The organism is Promicromonospora sp. NPDC052451, from assembly GCF_044547525.1.
In the GTDB taxonomy this organism is placed as follows: domain Bacteria; phylum Actinomycetota; class Actinomycetes; order Actinomycetales; family Cellulomonadaceae; genus Promicromonospora.
The window spans coordinates 127208-144811 of record NZ_JBIUAP010000015.1 but is presented as its reverse complement, the minus strand read 5'-3'; the positions used below and the strand labels follow the sequence as shown (position 1 = coordinate 144811).

17 protein-coding genes are annotated in these 17604 nt (G+C 73.2%); 7 read left to right on the top strand and 10 right to left on the bottom strand.

Annotated features, from left to right (window positions below):
- Positions 1–60: 60 nt before the first annotated feature.
- The 3 genes from ACIG47_RS22715 to ACIG47_RS22705 are packed head-to-tail and all read right to left on the bottom strand — an operon-like array spanning position 61 to position 2589.
- On the bottom strand, positions 61–1062 hold the full coding sequence (locus tag ACIG47_RS22715; protein WP_397413059.1) for a LacI family DNA-binding transcriptional regulator: 1002 nt from the start codon (positions 1060–1062) through the stop codon (positions 61–63).
- A 46-nt stretch (positions 1063–1108) separates the two neighbouring features.
- On the bottom strand, positions 1109–1912 hold the full coding sequence (gene proC / locus ACIG47_RS22710; protein WP_397433318.1) for a pyrroline-5-carboxylate reductase: 804 nt from the start codon (positions 1910–1912) through the stop codon (positions 1109–1111).
- Between the two features lie 23 nt (positions 1913–1935).
- Entirely contained in the window at positions 1936–2589 is a 654-nt protein-coding gene (locus ACIG47_RS22705; protein ID WP_397433317.1) for a hypothetical protein, read from the bottom strand.
- Positions 2590–2762: 173 nt separating this feature from the next.
- Here ACIG47_RS22705 and radA point away from each other — a divergent pair, with 173 nt between their 5' ends.
- Together radA and disA are read left to right on the top strand one after the other, a co-directional pair.
- On the top strand, positions 2763–4196 hold the full coding sequence (radA, locus tag ACIG47_RS22700; RefSeq protein ID WP_397433315.1) for a DNA repair protein RadA: 1434 nt from the start codon (positions 2763–2765) through the stop codon (positions 4194–4196).
- 53 nt (positions 4197–4249) lie between these two features.
- Entirely contained in the window at positions 4250–5332 is a 1083-nt protein-coding gene (gene disA, locus ACIG47_RS22695; RefSeq protein WP_397412972.1) for a DNA integrity scanning diadenylate cyclase DisA, read from the top strand.
- Positions 5333–5408: 76 nt separating this feature from the next.
- Here the strand turns inward: disA and ACIG47_RS22690 are convergent, their stop codons facing one another.
- Positions 5409–6266, bottom strand: a complete 858-nt coding sequence (locus ACIG47_RS22690) for a hypothetical protein (protein WP_397433314.1) — start codon at positions 6264–6266, stop codon at positions 5409–5411.
- A gap of 210 nt (positions 6267–6476) precedes the next feature.
- On the opposite strand from ACIG47_RS22690, the gene ACIG47_RS22685 reads away from it, so the two are divergent.
- Complete coding sequence (locus ACIG47_RS22685; protein WP_397433313.1) at positions 6477–7373, top strand: A/G-specific adenine glycosylase; 897 nt, start codon at positions 6477–6479, stop codon at positions 7371–7373.
- A gap of 34 nt (positions 7374–7407) precedes the next feature.
- Here ACIG47_RS22685 and ACIG47_RS22680 read toward each other — a convergent pair whose 3' ends face one another.
- The gene (locus ACIG47_RS22680) at positions 7408–7941 is read right to left on the bottom strand and encodes an amino-acid N-acetyltransferase (RefSeq protein ID WP_397412969.1); all 534 of its coding nucleotides are present in this window, start codon (positions 7939–7941) and stop codon (positions 7408–7410) included.
- Positions 7942–8137: 196 nt separating this feature from the next.
- On the opposite strand from ACIG47_RS22680, the gene ACIG47_RS22675 reads away from it, so the two are divergent.
- The 3 genes from ACIG47_RS22675 (at position 8138) to glpK (ending at position 12325) form a co-directional block, all read left to right on the top strand.
- Complete coding sequence (locus ACIG47_RS22675) at positions 8138–9883, top strand: FAD-dependent oxidoreductase (protein WP_397433312.1); 1746 nt, start codon at positions 8138–8140, stop codon at positions 9881–9883.
- A gap of 151 nt (positions 9884–10034) precedes the next feature.
- Complete coding sequence (locus tag ACIG47_RS22670; RefSeq protein WP_397433311.1) at positions 10035–10763, top strand: MIP/aquaporin family protein; 729 nt, start codon at positions 10035–10037, stop codon at positions 10761–10763.
- Between the two features lie 47 nt (positions 10764–10810).
- Positions 10811–12325: a glycerol kinase GlpK gene (gene glpK / locus ACIG47_RS22665; RefSeq protein ID WP_397433310.1), complete on the top strand. Its 1515-nt coding sequence runs from the start codon at positions 10811–10813 to the stop codon at positions 12323–12325.
- 62 nt (positions 12326–12387) lie between these two features.
- Here glpK and ACIG47_RS22660 read toward each other — a convergent pair whose 3' ends face one another.
- Genes ACIG47_RS22660 through ACIG47_RS22650 form a run of 3 tightly spaced genes read right to left on the bottom strand, consistent with a single transcriptional unit; the run spans position 12388 to position 13933 of the window.
- Entirely contained in the window at positions 12388–12981 is a 594-nt protein-coding gene (locus tag ACIG47_RS22660; protein WP_397412965.1) for a TetR/AcrR family transcriptional regulator, read from the bottom strand.
- Positions 12965–13675, bottom strand: a complete 711-nt coding sequence (locus ACIG47_RS22655; protein WP_397433309.1) for a hypothetical protein — start codon at positions 13673–13675, stop codon at positions 12965–12967. Before ACIG47_RS22655 ends, ACIG47_RS22660 begins: the two co-directional genes overlap by 17 nt.
- 24 nt (positions 13676–13699) lie before the next feature.
- On the bottom strand, positions 13700–13933 hold the full coding sequence (locus ACIG47_RS22650; protein ID WP_397433308.1) for a DUF86 domain-containing protein: 234 nt from the start codon (positions 13931–13933) through the stop codon (positions 13700–13702).
- Here ACIG47_RS22650 and ACIG47_RS22645 point away from each other — a divergent pair.
- A complete protein-coding gene (locus ACIG47_RS22645) occupies positions 13926–15224 on the top strand; it encodes an alpha/beta fold hydrolase (protein WP_397433307.1) in 1299 nt (432 codons plus the stop codon). The two genes, ACIG47_RS22650 and ACIG47_RS22645, sit on opposite strands and share 8 nt — an antisense overlap.
- Positions 15225–15287: 63 nt before the next feature.
- Here ACIG47_RS22645 and ACIG47_RS22640 read toward each other — a convergent pair whose 3' ends face one another.
- Both ACIG47_RS22640 and ACIG47_RS22635 read right to left on the bottom strand, forming a co-directional pair.
- Positions 15288–16775 carry a hypothetical protein gene (locus ACIG47_RS22640; protein WP_397433306.1) on the bottom strand — a complete coding sequence of 496 codons (1488 nt, stop codon included), beginning with the start codon at positions 16773–16775 and terminating at the stop codon, positions 15288–15290.
- A gap of 145 nt (positions 16776–16920) precedes the next feature.
- Positions 16921–17595 carry a hypothetical protein gene (locus ACIG47_RS22635; RefSeq protein ID WP_397412960.1) on the bottom strand — a complete coding sequence of 225 codons (675 nt, stop codon included), beginning with the start codon at positions 17593–17595 and terminating at the stop codon, positions 16921–16923.
- Positions 17596–17604: the final 9 nt, after the last annotated feature.

Genomic DNA, 17604 nt, shown 5'->3' with positions numbered 1-17604 from the left:
CCGACAGCCTGGCACCCGACAGCCGGACGCCCGGCAGCCTGACGCCGGGTGCCGGTGTCCTCACCGCCGCGGTGCGGCCGCGCTCCGGCGGACCACGAGCTCCGGCGCGATGAGCTCGGCCGCCGGGTCGCCGCCGTCGACGGCGGCGAGGAGCAACGCGACGCTCCGCCTCCCCAGGGCGACGAACGGCTGCCGCACAGTGGTCAGCGGCGGGATGAAGTGACCAGAGCCCGCGACGTCGTCGAAGCCGACCACTGACACGTCGTCGGGCACCGACAGGCCGGACTCCCAGAAGGCGCGCAGCAGCCCGAGGGCGAGCTGGTCGTTGGCCGCGAAGACGGCCGTCGGGCCGTCGCCGGCCTTGATGCGCTGTGCGAGGTCGATACCCGTCGTGTAGCCGTTGTCCGCGGTCCAGCTCGCGACCACCGGTTCGGGCACGGGCAGGCCGTGCTCGACCAGGACCGCACGCCAGGTGTCCTCGCGCTGCACGGCGTCCAGCCAGTCCCGGGGTCCGGCGACGTGCAGGATCCGCTGGTGCCCGAGCTCGACCAGGTGCTCGACGGCGAGCCGCGCACCCGCCCGCTGGTCGACGGCCAGCGGGATCACCGGCACGTCCGGCCGCAGCTCGCGGGCGGCGATGAGGACCACGGGCACGGGCGCCCGGAACGACTCCACGGCCTCGGCCACGTCGGTGTGCGGCGCGATGACCACGATGCCCTCGACCGCCTGGTCCATGAAGTGCTCCAGCGCGTCGTGCAGGGTCGCGGCGTCGTAGCGGCGCAGCGTCGCGACGCTGACGTACCAGCCCTGCTCGCGCGCGGCCTCCTCGACGGCGATCAGCGTGCTCGACGGGCCGAACAGCGGCGACCCCGTGGTTACCACGCCCACCGTGGTCGACCGCGCCGTGACCAGCGCCCGCGCGGCGCTGTTGCGGCGGTAGCCCAGCTCGGCGATGGCCTCCAGCACCTTCTCGCGCGTCTCCGGGCGCACGCTCCGGTGCCCGTTGAGCACCCGGGAGACGGTCTGGTGGGACACGCCCGCCAGCGCGGCGACGTCGGCCATGGCCGGCGGCCGCGTCGTCGCGGGTCGAGAGATGGTCACGGCGGAATCATCCACCCAGCTGCCGGGCGCGGTCACGCGCGGCGGCGGCGGCTGCCAGGAACGACGCGCGCACACCGCCGTCGTCCAGCGCCCGCAGCGCGGCCGCCGTCGTGCCCCCCGGTGACGTGACGCGCTCCCGCAGGAGGACCGGGTGCTCGCCGGACTCCTCCATGAGCCGCGACGCGCCGAGCAGCGTCTGCGTCGCGAGCCGGCGCGCGACGTCGCGCGTCAGCCCCAGCAGCACGCCGGCCTCGGCGAGCGCGTCGGCCACGTAGAAGACGTACGCAGGGCCGGACCCGGAGATCGCGGTGACGGCGTCGAGATCCTTCTCCGCCGCGCGCACCACGGCGCCCGTGCCCGCGAGCAGGTGCTCCACCGCGGCGAGGTGCGCCTCGGTGGCTGCCGCGCCCGGGGCGATCGCCGTGATGCCGGCGCCGATCGCGGCGGGCGTGTTCGGCACGGTCCGCACGACGGCGATGCCGGCGGGCAGCCGCTCCTCGTAGAACGTCGTGGGGTGCCCGGCCGCGACCGTGACGACCACGGCCGCCGGGTCCAGCGCCGGGGCGACCTCGTCGAGCAGCGCACCGACGTCCTTCGGCTTCACACCCACGAGGACCAGGCCGGCACCCCGCACCGCGGCGACGTTGTCGCTCGTGGTCGCCACCTGATACGTCTCACGAAGATGCTGGGCGCGGGCCTCGGTCCGCACGGTGGCCACGACGTCGGACGCCGCCCAGCCCGCCGACAGTGCCCCCGCGAGCACCGCCTCACCCATGTTCCCGGCACCGAGCACCGCAAGTCGCTGGTTCACACCGTCATTCTCCCCCAGCGGGGTCACAGCGGGAACGCCGCGTAGAAGTCCTCCATCGTGTCGGCCGGGCCCGTGGCCTGCAGCACAGCGGTCCCGTTCTGCCAGACGACCACGGCCGTGCCGCCGTCCGCCGGCACGATCGCGTACTGGCCCACGACCTTCTTGCCGACCTTGACGTCGCCCTCGCGGTCGGCCTCGCCCGCGGCCTTGGTCCAGGCCGCGGCCGCCGTGGCCGCCTCCTCGGACGTGGCCCACTGGCCCGCGACGAGCGCCACCTCGCCCTGGTCGCCGTCGGTGTACTCGGCGTTCCACGCCTCCAGCGCGCCCTGCTCCTTGGGCTCCTCGGCCTCGCCGAGGGACCCGAGCGCGAACTGCAGCACCGACGACGGCAGCGCCTTCTGGAAGGCGGTCTCGTCGGAGGCGCGCTCCATCGCCTTCACCGTCGGGGTGGGGACCGGGGCGGTGACCGTCACGGTGGGGACCGGCTGCGGCGTCTGCTCGGCACGCCAGAAACCCGGCCAGACGAAGCCGGCGACGAGCACCACCGCGAGCACGACGACGAGCAGGCCGACCACGACGACGAGCCGGCGACGGCGGTACACCGCGGGCGACGCCTTCCTGGGCGCGACCGATGCGGTGGCACCGGTACGCGGTGACCTCACACGCTGGTCCGTCATGTCTGGCTCCCCTGCACTCCTGCCGCTGTGCCCCTGCCGCCGGGTACGGCGCGGGCTCAGTCGGCACCTTATGTCGCGGCACCGACATTCGCGCGGAGGCACGCGGCCGGGACCCCGGGCCCGCACGCGTGCCCGTCCCGGCCCGTGTCAGTGGTGGCACGTACCGTGACGCCGTGACCTCATCGACCTCCAAGCGGGCCCGGCCCGCGTACCGCTGTACCGAGTGCGGCTGGACCACCGTCAAGTGGGTGGGCCGCTGCGGGGAGTGCCAGGCGTGGGGCACGGTCAGCGAGGAGGGGGCGGCGCCGTCGGGCCCGCGCACCGCTGCCGTGTCCCCCGCACGCGAGCCTGCACGGCCCATCGCCGACATCGACGTGGAGTCGGCGCGCGCCAACCCGACGGGTGTGGGCGAGCTCGACCGGGTGCTGGGCGGCGGCCTGGTGCCCGGCGCCGTGATCCTTCTCGCGGGCGAGCCGGGCGTCGGCAAGTCCACGCTGCTGCTCGCCGTCGCCAGCAACGTGGCCGACGGCGCCCTGGGCCGCGACGGCTTCGAGTCGCCGCGCACCGTGCTGTACGTGACCGGCGAGGAGTCGGCCGGTCAGGTCCGGCTGCGCGCCGAGCGCATCGGTGCTCTGTCGCCCACCCTGCTCCTCGCGGCCGAGACCGACCTGGGCACGGTGCTGGGCCACCTGGAGGCCAACCAGCCGGACATGCTCATCGTGGACTCGGTGCAGACCATCGCGTCCGCGCAGGTGGACGGCGCCCCCGGCGGGGTGTCGCAGGTCCGGGAGGTCGCCGCCGCGCTGATCGCCGTGGCCAAGGAGCGCCAGATCCCGACCATCCTGGTGGGGCACGTGACGAAGGACGGCTCGGTGGCCGGTCCGCGCACCCTGGAGCACCTGGTCGACGTGGTCTGCCAGTTCGAGGGCGACCGGCACTCCCGCCTGCGGATGATCCGCGCGGTGAAGAACCGGTACGGCCCCACGGACGAGGTGGGCTGCTTCGACCTGTCGGAGGACGGCATCGTCGGGCTGCCCGACCCGTCGGGCCTGTTCCTGTCGCACGCGGGCTCGGGGATCGCGGGGTCGTGCATCACGGTCACGCTGGAGGGACGGCGTCCGCTCGCCGTCGAGGTCCAGGGTCTCGTGGCGCCCAGCCCGCTGAACAACCCGCGCCGCGCGACGAGCGGCGTGGACTCCAGCCGGCTCGCCATGATCCTGGCGGTGCTGCACCGGCACGGCGGGCTGCGGCTCGCCGACCAGGACGTCTACGCCTCCACGGTGGGTGGCGCCCGGATCACGGAGCCGGCGTCGGACCTCGCTGCCGCCCTGGCCCTGGTGTCCGCACGGACCGGACGGCCGCTGCCCGGTGCCACCGTCGCCATCGGCGAGGTGGGCCTGGCCGGGGACCTGCGCCCGGTCGCCGGTCTGGAGCGCCGGCTCGGCGAGGCCGCACGCCTGGGGTTCGAGCACGCCGTCGTGCCGCACGGCACCGGTGTCAAGGCACCCGACGGGCTCCGCCTGGTCGAGGCGGCGCACATCCGCGACGCCGTGGAGTGGGCCCAGTCCACGGGTCGCGGAGACGACAGGAGGATGGACGGGGCGTGACCGGTTCGTGAAACGAACTGCTTGTGACCCAGCGCACAGCGTAGGATTTCTTCGTGGCCACGACCTCCTCGCACCCTGACGAGCTGCTCCGGGAGACCCTGGCCGCCGTCGCGCCCGGGACCGAGCTCCGCGACGGACTGGAACGCATCCTGCGCGGCCGGACCGGAGCGCTCATCGTGCTCGGCCTGGACCCGATCGTGGAGCAGATCTGCTCCGGCGGTTTCGCGCTCGACGTCGACTTCTCCGCGACGCGCCTGCGCGAGCTGTCCAAGATGGACGGCGCGGTGGTGCTCGACCGCGGCGCCACCCGCATCCGGCGCGCGGCCGTGCAGCTCCTGCCCGACCCGACGATAGAGACCACCGAGTCCGGCACCCGGCACCGCACGGCAGAGCGGGTGGCCAAGCAGACCGGCTTCCCGGTGATCTCCGTGAGCCAGTCGATGCGGATCGTCGCGCTCTACGTGGGTGGCCAGCGGCACGTGCTGGAGGACTCGGACACCATCCTCGGCCGCGCCAACCAGGCCCTGGCGACGCTGGAGCGCTACCGGGCCCGCCTCGACGAGGTGTCGGGCACGCTGTCCGCGCTGGAGATCGAGGACCTGGTCACGGTGCGCGACGTCTGCTCCGTGGTGCAGCGCCTGGAGATGGTGGGGCGCATCTCGGACGAGATCGCGGGCTACGTGATCGAGCTCGGGGTGGACGGCCGTCTGCTGGCGCTGCAGCTCGACGAGCTCATCGGCGACGTCGGCTCGGACCGGGAGTTCGTGATCCGCGACTACGTGCTGGGCCGCAAGGACCGCACGCTCGCCGACGTGCAGTCCGAGCTGTCCGCGCTCACGTCGCAGCAGCTCCTCGACATGAGCCAGATCGGCCGCATCCTGGACCTGCCCGGCGGTGGCGACGCGCTCGACGCCGCCGTCGCGCCGCACGGCTACCGGCTGCTGTCCAAGGTGCCGCGGCTGCCGAGCTCCACCATCGAGCGGCTCGTGGGCCACTTCAGCAGCCTGCAGAAGCTTCTCGCGGCCAGCGTGGACGACCTCATGTCGGTCGACGGTGTGGGCGAGCAGCGCGCCCGGACGATCCGCGAGGGGCTGTCGCGCCTCGCGGAGTCGAGCATCCTGGAACGCTACGTCTGACGCGGCGGGGACCGCCGGAGCTGCGACCTGACCCGTCGGGTCCCGGCGCCGAACCGGACGGACGGTTCGGGGCGGTTCAGGACTGGGCCGACTTCTCGCTCGGCCCTGCGTCCCTCTTCGACGCGTCCCCCTCCGACGAGTCCCCCTCCGACGCGTCGGCCTCCGACGAGTCCCGCTCCGACCCGGCGTCCTCGCCCGGCTCGGTTCCCGCCTCTCCCGGCTCGCTCGCCGACGGAGACGGCGACCCCGACGGCAACGCCGACCCCGACGCTGACGGCGACGGCGACCCACTGGGTTCCGGCACCGTGTACGTCAGCCGCACGACGTCGCTCGTCGCACCCTCCACGTCGGCGAGCGTGACCTGCGCGGTGTACTCGCCGGCGGACAGCCGGGGCTGACCGGGCTCGCAGCCGGGCACGGAACGGGCGTCGGACCAGCTCGTCTCGGTGACGTCCACGTCGCCGGGGCCGAGGAGCAGCAGTCGTTCCTCCTCGGCGTCGGCGCAGTCGGCGGACGACCACACCCTCTTCGCCGTGGCTTCGCCCACCTCGCCCTGGTAGACGGTCACGGCGAGGTTCCGCCGGGGAGCGTCGACGAGGCACTGCACCTCGCCCTCGTTCCGCACCGACACGGTGAACCGCACCGGCTCCCCGGGCGTGACGGCGAGGCGGTCGGCCGCGAGCCCGACGTCGAGGTCCTCGGCCGTGCAGGGCGACGCGGCGGCGTTCGGGTCCACGGGGGACGGCGGGTTCACCTTGTCCGACACGATGGACGGTTCGGCGCGCGGCCACGTGACCGCGACCCCGACGCCGCCGAGCGCGAGCACCGCCAGCACGGCGATCGCGCGTCCGCGCCGGCGCGGACGCCTGCCCCCGGGCCCCTGGTCCATGTCCGGGCCCGGAGCCCGCTCGGCCCGCTCCGGTGCACTGACCACCTGCTGATCCCCCTGCTGATACGTCCTGACGTGCGATGACGCTTCGCGTCACCACGATCCGTGCCTCCAAAATACGACGCCGCCCGCGGCCCGGGTCGCAGCCGCGCCGCCGAGTCGGTCACGTGTCCTACTTCACCTGGTACCGGGTGAAGCCCCGCGCAGAGCCCCCGGACGTCGCGCACGGTGCGTCGTGCGGCAGGATGAGGGCTCGTGACGGTTGTGGAGGAGACACGGCACGACGAGCTGCGTTCCGGCGTCGTGCGCTGGTTCGACGGCGCAGCGCGGGACCTGCCCTGGCGCGCGCCCGACCGGACGCCGTGGGGCGTGCTGGTCAGCGAGGTCATGCTGCAGCAGACCCCGGTGGTCCGGGTCGAGCCGGCCTGGCGGGCGTGGCTGGAGCAGTGGCCGACGCCGGCGCACCTCGCGCAGGCCCCGACCGCGGACGTGCTGCGGGCCTGGGGTCGTCTCGGCTACCCGCGCCGTGCGCTGCGGCTCCAGGAGTGCGCGAGGGCGATCGTCGAGCGGCACGGTGGTGTGGTGCCGCGTACGGAGGACGAGCTGCGGGCGCTGCCCGGCGTCGGCGAGTACACGGCCGCCGCCGTGCTGGCGTTCGCGTACGGCCTGCGGTCGGTCGTGGTGGATACCAACGTGCGGCGGGTGCTGGCCCGGGCGGTGGGTGGGGTGGCGCTCCCCGCGCCGTCGTACACCGCGGCCGAGCGGGCGCTGGCGACCGTCCTCGCGCCGGACGACGACGCCGGGGCCGCGCGCTGGGCCGCCGCCTCGATGGAGCTGGGCGCGCTGGTCTGCACGGCGAAGGCACCGCGGTGCACGGCCTGCCCCGTCGCCGGGCTGTGCGCCTGGCGCAGGGCGGGCTCGCCGCCGGACGCCCACGCCGACAAGCGCCGCACGCAGGCCTGGGCGGGTACCGACCGGCAGGCGCGCGGGCGGGTCATGGCCGAGCTGCGCCAGGCGGACGAGCCCGTGGCCCGGGCCCTGCTCGCGACCCTGTGGCCCGACCGGGCGCAGCTGGACCGCGCGATCGCGGGCCTCGTCGAGGACGGGCTCGCGGAGCAGGACGACGCCGACCGCCTCCACCTGCCGCGGTAGCCCCCGCTCGCCGGGGCGCCGGTCCCTGTGGCGGTCAGAGCTCCAGGAGCATGCGCGAGTTGCCGAGGGTGTTGGGCTTGACGCGTGCCAGGTCGAGGAACTCGGCCACGCCCTCGTCGTACGAGCGCAGCAGCTCGGTGTAGACCTCCGGCGTCACGGGGGTGCCGTCGATCTCGCGGAAGCCGTGCGCGGCGAAGAACTCGACCTCGAAGGTCAGGCAGAACACCCGGCGCAGCCCGAGCGCACGGGCCCGCTCGACGAGCGCCTGCAGCAGGGCGTGACCCACCCGGCGACCGCGCCAGTCCTCGTGCACCGCGAGCGTGCGCACCTCGGCGAGGTCGTCCCACATCACGTGCAGCGCCCCGCACCCGACGGCGGGGGCGTCCGCGGGCGCGGCCGGGTCGGTCGCCACCAGGAACTCCTGCACCGCCTCGTAGTAGCCGACCATCTCGTACGGCCGCAGGATGCGCCGGCGGCTGAGCGGCTCGACCAGGTCGCGGATCGTCCGCACGTCGGCGGGGAGAGCAGGCCGGATCACGGGCGCAGCGGGCGCCTCGGGTGTCGTCACGGCGCCACACTACGGCCGGGGCGCGACACCGCGCCGCACCGCTGCCGTCCCCACCGCCCGCCGGCGCACAATTCCAGGCAAAACGCCTGGCGAAAACCCACCCTGAACAGGAAGTGAGCAAGAGAACATCCCACCACACCCCGACCCGCAGGGCAAAGGTCTTGCCAAGTAGCGGAATGCGTGGTGAGTTTGGCGCATGGCATCCACACGCCTGACCGCAGATGCGAGGGCGCAAGCGCTGGCGGCCCTCGAGGCCAGCGTGAGCCCCTCGGCCGAGCTCGACGTCCTGGTGATCGGGGGCGGCGTCACCGGCGCCGGCATAGCGCTCGACGCCGTCACGCGCGGGTTGTCCACCGCCGTGGTCGAGGCGCAGGACTGGGCGCAGGGAACGTCCAGCCGCAGCAGCAAGCTGGTCCACGGCGGCCTGCGCTACCTGCAGATGCTCGACTTCGAGCTGGTCCACGAAGCGCTCACCGAGCGCGACCTGCTCCTCCGGGACCTCGCACCGCACCTGGTGCGACCGGTCCCGTTCTTGTATCCGCTGGAGCACCGCGTCTGGGAGCGGGCCTACGTGGGCACGGGCATCGCGCTGTACGACGTGCTCGCGACGCTCACACCGGGCCGCCGTCCGATGCCGTTCCACCGGCACCTGAGCAAGGCCCAGATGGAGGCCAAGTTCCCGGACCTGGCCCACGACGCCGCCGTCGGCGCGGTGCAGTACTGGGACGCCTCGGTCGACGACGCCCGCCTGGTCGCCACCCTCATCCGCACGGCCGCGAGCTACGGCGCCCACGCCGCGAGCCGTACGCAGGTCGTGAGCCTCACGCAGGGTGCGACGGGTGCGGTGAACGGCGCCGTCGTCGTGGACCTGGAGAGCGGCAAGGAGATCACCGTCCGGGCCCGCTCGGTCATCAACGCGACGGGCGTGTGGACCGAGGACACCGAGGCCCTGGCCGGGTCGGAGGGCGGCCTGCGGGTGCTCGCCAGCAAGGGCGTGCACCTTGTCGTCCCGCGCGAGCGCATCCGCGGGAACGCCGGGCTCATCCTGCAGACCGAGAAGTCGGTGCTGTTCGTCATCCCGTGGAGCCGGTACTGGATCATCGGCACCACGGACACGCCGTGGGACCTCGACCCGACCCACCCCGTGGCCACCAGCGCCGACATCGACTACGTGCTGGACCACGCCAACGCGGTCCTCGCACACCCGCTGAGCAGGGAAGACATCATCGGCACCTACGCGGGCCTGCGCCCGCTGCTCCAGCCGGGCACCAAGGCCGGCACCAGCAGCGCGAAGGTGAGCCGCGAGCACACGGTGGCTTCCCCGACGCCGGGCCTGACCGTCATCGCGGGCGGCAAGCTCACCACGTACCGGGTCATGGCCAAGGACGCGGTCGACTTCGCGATCGGTCAGCGCGCGGCCGCCCTCCCGTCGATCACGCACCAGATCCCGCTCACGGGCGCCGTCGGCCTGCGGGCCGTGCAGCGCCAGGCCCGCACCTGGGGCAAGCGGTTCGGCTGGGCTCCCCCGCTGCTGGACCACCTGCTGCACCGGTACGGCGCCAACCTGGCCGAGATCGTCGAGCTGTGCGACGCCGACCCGTCGCTCGCCGTACCGCTGGAGCACGCCCCCGCGTACCTGCGGGCCGAGGTGTACTACGCGGTGAGCCACGAGGGCGCCCTCCATCTGGAGGACGTGCTGTCGCACCGCACCCGCCTGGTCTACGAGGTCCCCGACCGCGGCACGGAGGCCGCCGAGGAGGTCGCCTCGATCGTGGCGCCGCTGCTCGGCTGGGACGCGTCCGACACGGAGCGCGAGGTCCGGTCGTGGCAGGCGCGGATCGAGGCCGAGCGGCACGCGGAGGAGGCGCCCGACGACGAGGCCGCCGAGCAGGCACGTCAGACGACCCCGGACGTGGCGGCGATGCAGCCGCTCCGGGGCTGAGACACCCCGGGACCACGCGCCCCGGGGTCACGCAAGCAACCAAGGAGACCGACCAGTACATCCCCACTAGTCCGCCGACGAGCTACCCCTGTGGAGCCGCCGGGTTCACCCCCGTACGCCGACAGCGTTGTCGGCAGAGAGCGAGTCAGCGATGAACGCATTCACGGACATCGTGGTGCCCGAGTTCCTCGGCACCATGATCCTGATCCTCGGTGGCGCCGGCGTGGTGGCCAACGCGATCCTCCCCAAGAACAAGGGCTTCAACGGCGGCTGGCTGATGATCAACTTCGGGTGGGGCCTCGCGGTCTTCGCCGGTGTGTTCGTCTCGCTGAAGTCCGGCGCGCACATCAACCCGGCGGTGACGCTCGGCATCCTCACCAGCGGCGCCGAGGAGTTCGGCCCCGGCATCGCCGCCACCTTCGGCAACATGCTCGTCTACTGGGCCGCGCAGCTCGTCGGTGCCTTCGTGGGCGCCGTCCTCGCGTACCTGGCGTACAAGCAGCACTTCGACCTGGACGCCGACCCGGCGGTCAAGCTCGGCGTCTTCTCCACGGGTCCGGAGATCCGGTCGTACGCCTGGAACTTCGTCACCGAGGCCATCGCGACGTTCATGCTGGTCTTCGTCATCCTGTCGTTCGCGAACTGGCCCGGGGACATGGGACCGCTGGCCGCCGCGCTCCTGGTGCTCGGTATCGGTGCGAGCCTCGGTGGCCCCACGGGGTACGCCATCAACCCGGCGCGTGACTTCGGTCCGCGCATCGCCCACTTCCTGCTCCCCATCCCGGGCAAGGGCGGGAGCGACTGGGCCTACTCGTGGGTCCCGGTGCTCGGCCCGCTGGTCGGCGGCGCCCTGGGCGGCCTGCTCATCGCGGCCCTGTAGCCGCATCCTCGACACGGACCACGACATGGACAAGGGAGTCTCTTCCGATGGCTGACTACGTACTCGCGATCGACCAGGGCACCACGAGCACCCGGGCGATCGTGTTCAACCACGCCGGGACCATCGTGTCCACGGGCCAGATCGAGCACGACCAGGTCTTCCCGAAGGCCGGCTGGGTGGAGCACAAGCCCGACCAGATCTGGGACAACACCCGCCAGGTGGTCGGGCTCGCCCTGACCAAGGCGAACCTCAACCACACCGACCTCGCCGCCGTGGGCATCACCAACCAGCGCGAGACCACGGTGGTGTGGGACAAGACCACGGGCAAGCCCGTCTACAACGCGATCGTGTGGCAGGACACCCGCACGCAGGCGATCGTCGACGAGCTCGGCGGCTCCGAGGGCCCCGACAAGTACAAGTCGGTGGTGGGCCTGCCGCTCGCCACCTACTTCTCCGGCCCCAAGGTGAAGTGGATCCTCGACAACGTGGAGGGCGCCCGCGAGGCGGCGGACCGCGGCGACCTGCTGTTCGGCAACACGGACGCGTGGGTGCTGTGGAACATGACCGGCGGGCCCGACGGCGGCGTGCACGTCACCGACGTCACGAACGCGTCGCGCACCATGCTCATGGACCTCGACACGCTGTCCTGGCGCGAGGACATCGCCGCCGACATGGGCATCCCCCTGTCGATGCTGCCGGAGATCCGCTCCTCCTCCGAGGTGTACGGCAAGGGCCGCCCGCGCGGCATGGTGCCCGGCGTCCCCATCGCGGGCATCCTCGGCGACCAGCAGGCCGCGACGTTCGGCCAGGCGTGCTTCGAGGTCGGCACCGCGAAGAACACCTACGGCACCGGCAACTTCATGCTGCTCAACACAGGCACGGAGAAGGTGCCCTCCGAGAACGGCCTGCTCACCACGGTCTGCTACAAGATCGGCGACGCCGCGCCGATCTACGCCCTGGAGGGCTCCATCGCCGTCACGGGCTCGCTGGTGCAGTGGCTGCGCGACAACCTGGGCCTGTTCGCGGACGCACCCGACGTCGAGTGGTACGCCCGCAAGGTCGAGGACAACGGCGGCGCCTACTTCGTGCCGGCGTTCTCCGGCCTGTTCGCGCCGTACTGGCGGCCCGACGCGCGCGGTGCGCTGGTGGGCCTGACCCGGTACGTGAACCGCAACCACATCGCGCGCGCCGCGCTGGAGGCGACGGCGTTCCAGACCCGCGAGGTCATGGACGCCATGAAGGCCGACTCCGGCGTGGACCTCACGGAGCTCAAGGTCGACGGCGGCATGGTCGCCAACGAGCTGCTCATGCAGTTCCAGGCCGACCAGCTCGGCGTGCCCGTCGTCCGCCCGGTGGTCGCCGAGACGACGGCGCTCGGCGCCGCCTACGCGGCCGGTATCGCCGTCGGCTTCTGGCAGGGCGAGTCGGACGTGATCGCCAACTGGGCCGAGGACCGGCGCTGGGAACCGGCGATGGACGAGGCCGAACGGGACCGCCTGTACCGGAGCTGGAAGAAGGCCGTCACGAAGACCTTCGACTGGGTCGACGAGGACGTCCAGTAGCGAAGACGTCCGGAGCACCGCCAGACGCCCAGGTCACCCCGGTGACCTGGGCGTCTGCCGCGTCAGGGGGCCAGGAAGCGACGGGCGGCGTCGACCAGCGTCTCCGTCTCGGCCTCGACCGTGAAGCCGTCCTCCGACGCCGCACGGCCGAGGAACCCGTCGGTCAGCAGGTAGAGCCACGAGACGATCCGCTCGGGCCCGAGGTCGGCCCGGATCTGCCCCGCCCGCTGCGCCCGCTCGACCCACGGCAGCATCAGCTCGCGCTGCGCCCGGGCGTCCTCCTCCAGCATCGCCGCGACGTCCGGCTGCTGCATGATGCCGCCCACCGCGCGCACGAACCCGGGCATCCGGGGGTCTGCCGCATCCTCGGCGCCGCGCCGTACGACGTCGAGGAGCACGCCGAGCGCATCCGTCCGTCCCGCATAGGCTTCGGCGCGCTCCCGCACCTCGGCCACGCCGAGCGTCAGGATCGCCAGCAGCACGTCCCGCTTCGTCGGGAAGTAGTGGAAGAACGTGCCCGACCCGATGCCCGCCTGCCGGCAGATCGCGGCGGTGGTGGCGCCGTCGTACCCCCGCTCGGCGAAGACGGTGAACGCGGCGTCGATGATGACGAGCCGGCGGGCCTCGTGCCGTGCGGGATCAACGGTCCGTGCCACGCGAACCCCCCGCGGCCGACGCCGTGCGACGGACCTGGAGCCGGTCGTCCCGGAGCCGCGCCACGAGCCCGAGCGCGTCCAGCTCCTCGTCCGCCGCCCGGCGTGCGACAGCGTCCTTGCGCTCCGCGAGCCGACGGCGCAGCACCTCGTGCTCGGCCGCCGTGAACCCCGGCCGGCCGTCGACCCAGCGTTCGAACCGCTGCTCGTGCGGGTCGGCCTCCGACCACGGCCAGCCGTGCTCCGCCAGTGCGTCGCGCACCCGGGCGGCGGGCAGGGTGTCGACGTCCAGCCGGGCACGCAGACCGCCGTCGGGCCGCAGCAGCACCAGGTCGCTCCGGTCCCGGAACACGGCTCCGACGTCCGAGCGCTCGACCCAGGCGGCCCGCTCCTCCTGCTCGTGCTCCAGGTGGTCACGCGCCACGGTCAGGACCGGCGCCTCGCCCACGGTGACCATGGCGAGGAAGGCTCCGCCCACGAGACCGAGGCCGCCGAGGATGCCGAGGGACCACGGCAGGGACAGCGACTCGACCAGCCGGAGCACGCCGGGCACCGGCAGCGGCGTCGCGTCGATCAGCCCGGCCAGCCCACCCGCCAGGGGCGACGCGAACCAGCCCAGCACGAGGCCGAGGGCGAGCGTGCCGAGGCCGATCAGGACGGGGAGCGCGGGCGGCTGGCGCACCGGGGTGGTCGTCATACCTCAATTATTAGAGCAGCTACTCTATTTTTGCAACGCTCGCCCGTCCCGGTCGACGAGCTGCTCGATCATCTGCGGCACGCGTTTCTCCAGCGCGCGCCACACCAGCTCGTCGTCCACGCCGTCGTAGACGTGTGCGATCACGTTGCGCACCCCCCTGAGCGCCGGCCAGCCGACGTCGAGGCCGGATCGACGCAGGACCCCGACGGGTCGTGGTTGAAGGATCCCCGCGCCCCGATACCGTTGCCCCGTGCCCATCAGCTACTCCCTCCCCGGCGTCCACGTGACCGACCACTCCGTCGACGTCCCGCTGGACTGGTCCCAGCCCGACGGCTCCCCCGCCATCTCCGTCTTCGCCCGCGAGCTGGTGGACCCGGCCCGCCGCACCGAGGACCTGCCGCTCCTCGTCTTCCTCCAGGGCGGCCCGGGCGGCAAGGGGCCACGCCCCACCGGCCCCGAGGGCTGGGTCGGCGAGGCGCTCAAGCGGTTCCGCGTGATCCTCCTCGACCAGCGCGGCACCGGCCGGTCCACGCCCGTCCGGGCGGCGACGCTCGGCGCGCTCGGCTCGGCGCAGGACCAGGCCGAGTACCTGTCGCACTTCCGCGCCGACAACATCGTGCACGACGCCGAGCACGTGCGGCAGGTCCTGTTCGACGGCCGGCGCTGGACGTCGCTCGGGCAGTCGTACGGCGGGTTCATCACCATGACGTACCTCTCGTTCGCCCCCGAAGGCCTGGCGGCGAGCCTCGTCACCGGCGGCCTGCCCGGGCTGACGGCGTCGGCCCGGGAGGTCTACGAGCGCACCCAGCCGCGCGTGGTGGCCAAGAACGAGCGGTTCCGCGCGCGCTACCCGCACGCCGTGAAGACCCTCGGGCAGATCGCCGACCGGCTCGCCTCGGGCGGGGTCACGGAGCCCGGCGGGGACGTCCTGACCACGCGTCGCTTCCAGACCCTCGGCATGGACTTCGGCATGCAGCCCGGTTTCGAGCGGGTGCACTGGATCGTCGACGAGGCGTTCGACTCCCCGCACGGCGGGCCGCTCAGCGACACGTTCCTGGCCACGGTCGCGGCCGAGACCTCGTTCGCCACCAACCCGCTGTACGCGGTGCTGCACGAGTCCATCTACGCCCAGTCCCACACCGGCCCGACGGCGTGGGCCGCCCAGTCCGTGCGCGACGCCGATCCCGCGTTCGACGAGTCGGCCCGGCCGCTGCTGCTGACCGGCGAGATGATCTACCCCTGGATGTTCTCCGAGATCAAGACCCTGCGGCCGTTCGAGGCGGCCGCCCACGCGCTCGCGGAGCGGCAGGACTGGCGCGACCTGTACGACCTGCACCGGCTCGCGGAGAACGAGGTGCCCGTCGAGGCCGCCGTGTACTTCGACGACATGTTCGTCGACGCGTCGCTCTCGCTGGAGACCGCCGCGCACGTGGGCAACGTGGAGCCGTGGGTCACCAACGAGTTCGAGCACGACGGGCTGCGGCTCGGCGACGTCCTCCCCCGGCTGCTGGACCGTCTGGACGCCCGAGGCGGCCCGCTGCGCGGCTGAACCGTGTCAGGCGTACAGATCCCTCAGGTGACCTGTACGCCTGACACGTGCCGGTCGGCAGGATCAGTAGGTGTAGGTGTTCAGGGTCGCCACCGCCGCGGCCGGGTCGCCCACGTCGTAGCGGTCCACGGCGAGGTAGGTCGGCTTCTTGCGGGCTGCCGGCTGGCAGAACCGTTGCGCCCGGTTGAGCAGCCGCTCGTTGTCCGTCCGGGCCGTGGCCGCGACGGGGACGTCCCGGAAGTGGTTCATCACGAACAGCGGCCGGAACCCGGAGCCGGGTTCCGTGAGCGGGATGTTCGTGCCCGCGTCGTACCACCGGCTGTAGCAGGACCAATCCGAGTCGCCGATGCCGGGCCCCATGGACCAGTAGTTCTCGACCGTCCACTCGCGCTGGTACAGCACTCCGAAGCTGTCCCGCGTGAGCCCGGCGGACTCGTCCGCGGACCGGCTGTGGTCGCTGAAGATCAGGAGCCGGTCGTCGTCCGTGACGAGCCGCTCCATGGTGGGCCACCCGTGCTCGCGGACCCCGGTCAGGTCCGGGCGGTAGAGCACGTCCGCGAGGCCGGTCACCCGGTCGAGCTCGGCGCGCAGCACCTCCGGGTCCACGTAGTCCTCCAGGAACACGGTGACGAACTGGTCGGGGTGGGCCGCCAGGAAGTCCACCATGCGCTGGAGGTCGACCCACAGTGCGACCGGGCTGCCCACCAGCGTGCAGCTGTTGTGGCAGAGGATCGCGCCGTCCGGCGTCTGGTGGACGTCGAGCTGGAACCCGCGCACGCCGTCCGCGAGCTGCTGCTCGATGCCGCGCACCTGGTTGGGCGCGAGGTTGACGAACGGCGGTGCGAAGCCGCCGTCCACACCGTTCGCGTACGCGTTGTGCGCCGTGAGGAACGTCATCTGGTCGAGGGTGCGCTCGCCGGCCGGTGGCGCCGGGTTCGTCACCGGGCCCTCCGGGGTCAGGTACCACTCCGCGAGGGTCCCGGACGCACCCACCGTGAGCTGCGCCGGGTAGCCGGCCCCGCTCGGCCGGGGACCGACCGCGAGGTAGCCGTCGGTCCCGGGAGCCCTGAGCCGGTAACGGTCGGCGCCGACGTCGACGATCTCCCAGGCCGCCTCCACCGTGCCGCACGCGACCGTCCGGGCCTGCGTCCCGGACCGGCCCAGGCAGCGCCCCGCCGTGTCCGCGCTCTCCAGCACGGTGGCGGACCCCTCGGCCCGCAACCTCCAGCGCTGGTGGTCCTCGTCGCCCCGGGGGCGGTGCTGCTCCACGGCACCCGCCGCGTCGGCCGCGTTGAGCCCGGTCGTGACGCTCTGCACGTAGTACGTGCCGCCGGGCGGCGCGGCGGACACGACGGGGGACGCCGCGGACGCGGCCGGCGGCGTGGCGGGCGCGGGCGGTGCGGCGACGGCGGACACGGCGGTGACCGGCACCGCAGCGGCCGGTACAGCGACGGCCGACACAGCGACGACCGACACAGCGACGACCGACACAGCGGTGACGACGGCGACGAGCGCCGCGGTGGTGCCGGCCAGGGCTCGGGAGGTGCTCATCCGGCGGGGCCTTCCTCTCGGGCCGGGATCCGGTGGGGCAGGCCGCACGCGCACCGGCCGGACGCCATCACACCAGGGGGCCGCACCCGCTGTCATCAGTGATTTCCCCACAGCTCCCGGGCGGGCGCCCCGGCCGCCGTCGGGGTCAGCGCAGCGACGGGATGGACGCCACCACGTAGCCGTCGATCTCGAGCACGTCGCCGGGAGCCAGGCGCGGCTCGCCGACGGGGACGCAGAGCGTCACCTGGAAGCCGTCGGTCTGCACGCGGGCGGCGGTGAAGCCCTGGCCGGTCCGGCTGACGGACCGCTCCTCGACGGCCAGGACGACGCCGGTCAGGTGCGCCGTGGCATCGGTCGAGGCGGCGTAGGCCCCGGTAGGCTCGAAGACCAGGCCGGGCGGGACGCCGTCGGCCCGGCCGGTGACGTGCACCGTGTTGCCGAGCACGACCACGGACACCGGGGCCTCGATCGGCGGCTCCGCCGAGCCGAGCAGGGCGAGCTCCTCGAGCTGGCAGGCGATCTCGGTGAAGACCTCGTCCTGGTCGTTCACGAGCTCGGCGAGCACGAGCCCGCCGTCGACCGCCTGCGGCTCGGACATGACGGCGCCGGGGGCTGCGTAGAAGGTGGGCGTGACCACGCGAACCAGGTCGCCCTCGGTGGTGATGACCAGGCGGGCACCGGACGCGTCGGTCCAGATATGGACGCCGACCTCGCCGTCCTTGGCGATGGTCTCCGCCTCCGAGCGGGCCGCCGCCACCATGTCGCGAAAGTCGCTACGCCGCCAGACGTTCAGTCCGATACATGCCAGGTTGGATGCCACGGTTGCCTA

What these genes read in the sequence shown, in the direction of transcription:
- ACIG47_RS22715 (WP_397413059.1), bottom strand. Translation starts at nt 1,062, where the DNA reads ATGGCCGACGTCGCCGCGCTGGCGGGCGTGTCCCACCAGACCGTCTCC.
- ACIG47_RS22705 (WP_397433317.1), bottom strand. Translation starts at nt 2,589, where the DNA reads ATGACGGACCAGCGTGTGAGGTCACCGCGTACCGGTGCCACCGCATCG.
- ACIG47_RS22675 (WP_397433312.1), top strand. Translation starts at nt 8,138, where the DNA reads ATGGCATCCACACGCCTGACCGCAGATGCGAGGGCGCAAGCGCTGGCG.
- ACIG47_RS22670 (WP_397433311.1), top strand. Translation starts at nt 10,035, where the DNA reads ATGAACGCATTCACGGACATCGTGGTGCCCGAGTTCCTCGGCACCATG.
- glpK (WP_397433310.1), top strand. Translation starts at nt 10,811, where the DNA reads ATGGCTGACTACGTACTCGCGATCGACCAGGGCACCACGAGCACCCGG.
- ACIG47_RS22655 (WP_397433309.1), bottom strand. Translation starts at nt 13,675, where the DNA reads ATGACGACCACCCCGGTGCGCCAGCCGCCCGCGCTCCCCGTCCTGATC.
- ACIG47_RS22650 (WP_397433308.1), bottom strand. Translation starts at nt 13,933, where the DNA reads ATGGGCACGGGGCAACGGTATCGGGGCGCGGGGATCCTTCAACCACGA.
- ACIG47_RS22640 (WP_397433306.1), bottom strand. Translation starts at nt 16,775, where the DNA reads ATGAGCACCTCCCGAGCCCTGGCCGGCACCACCGCGGCGCTCGTCGCC.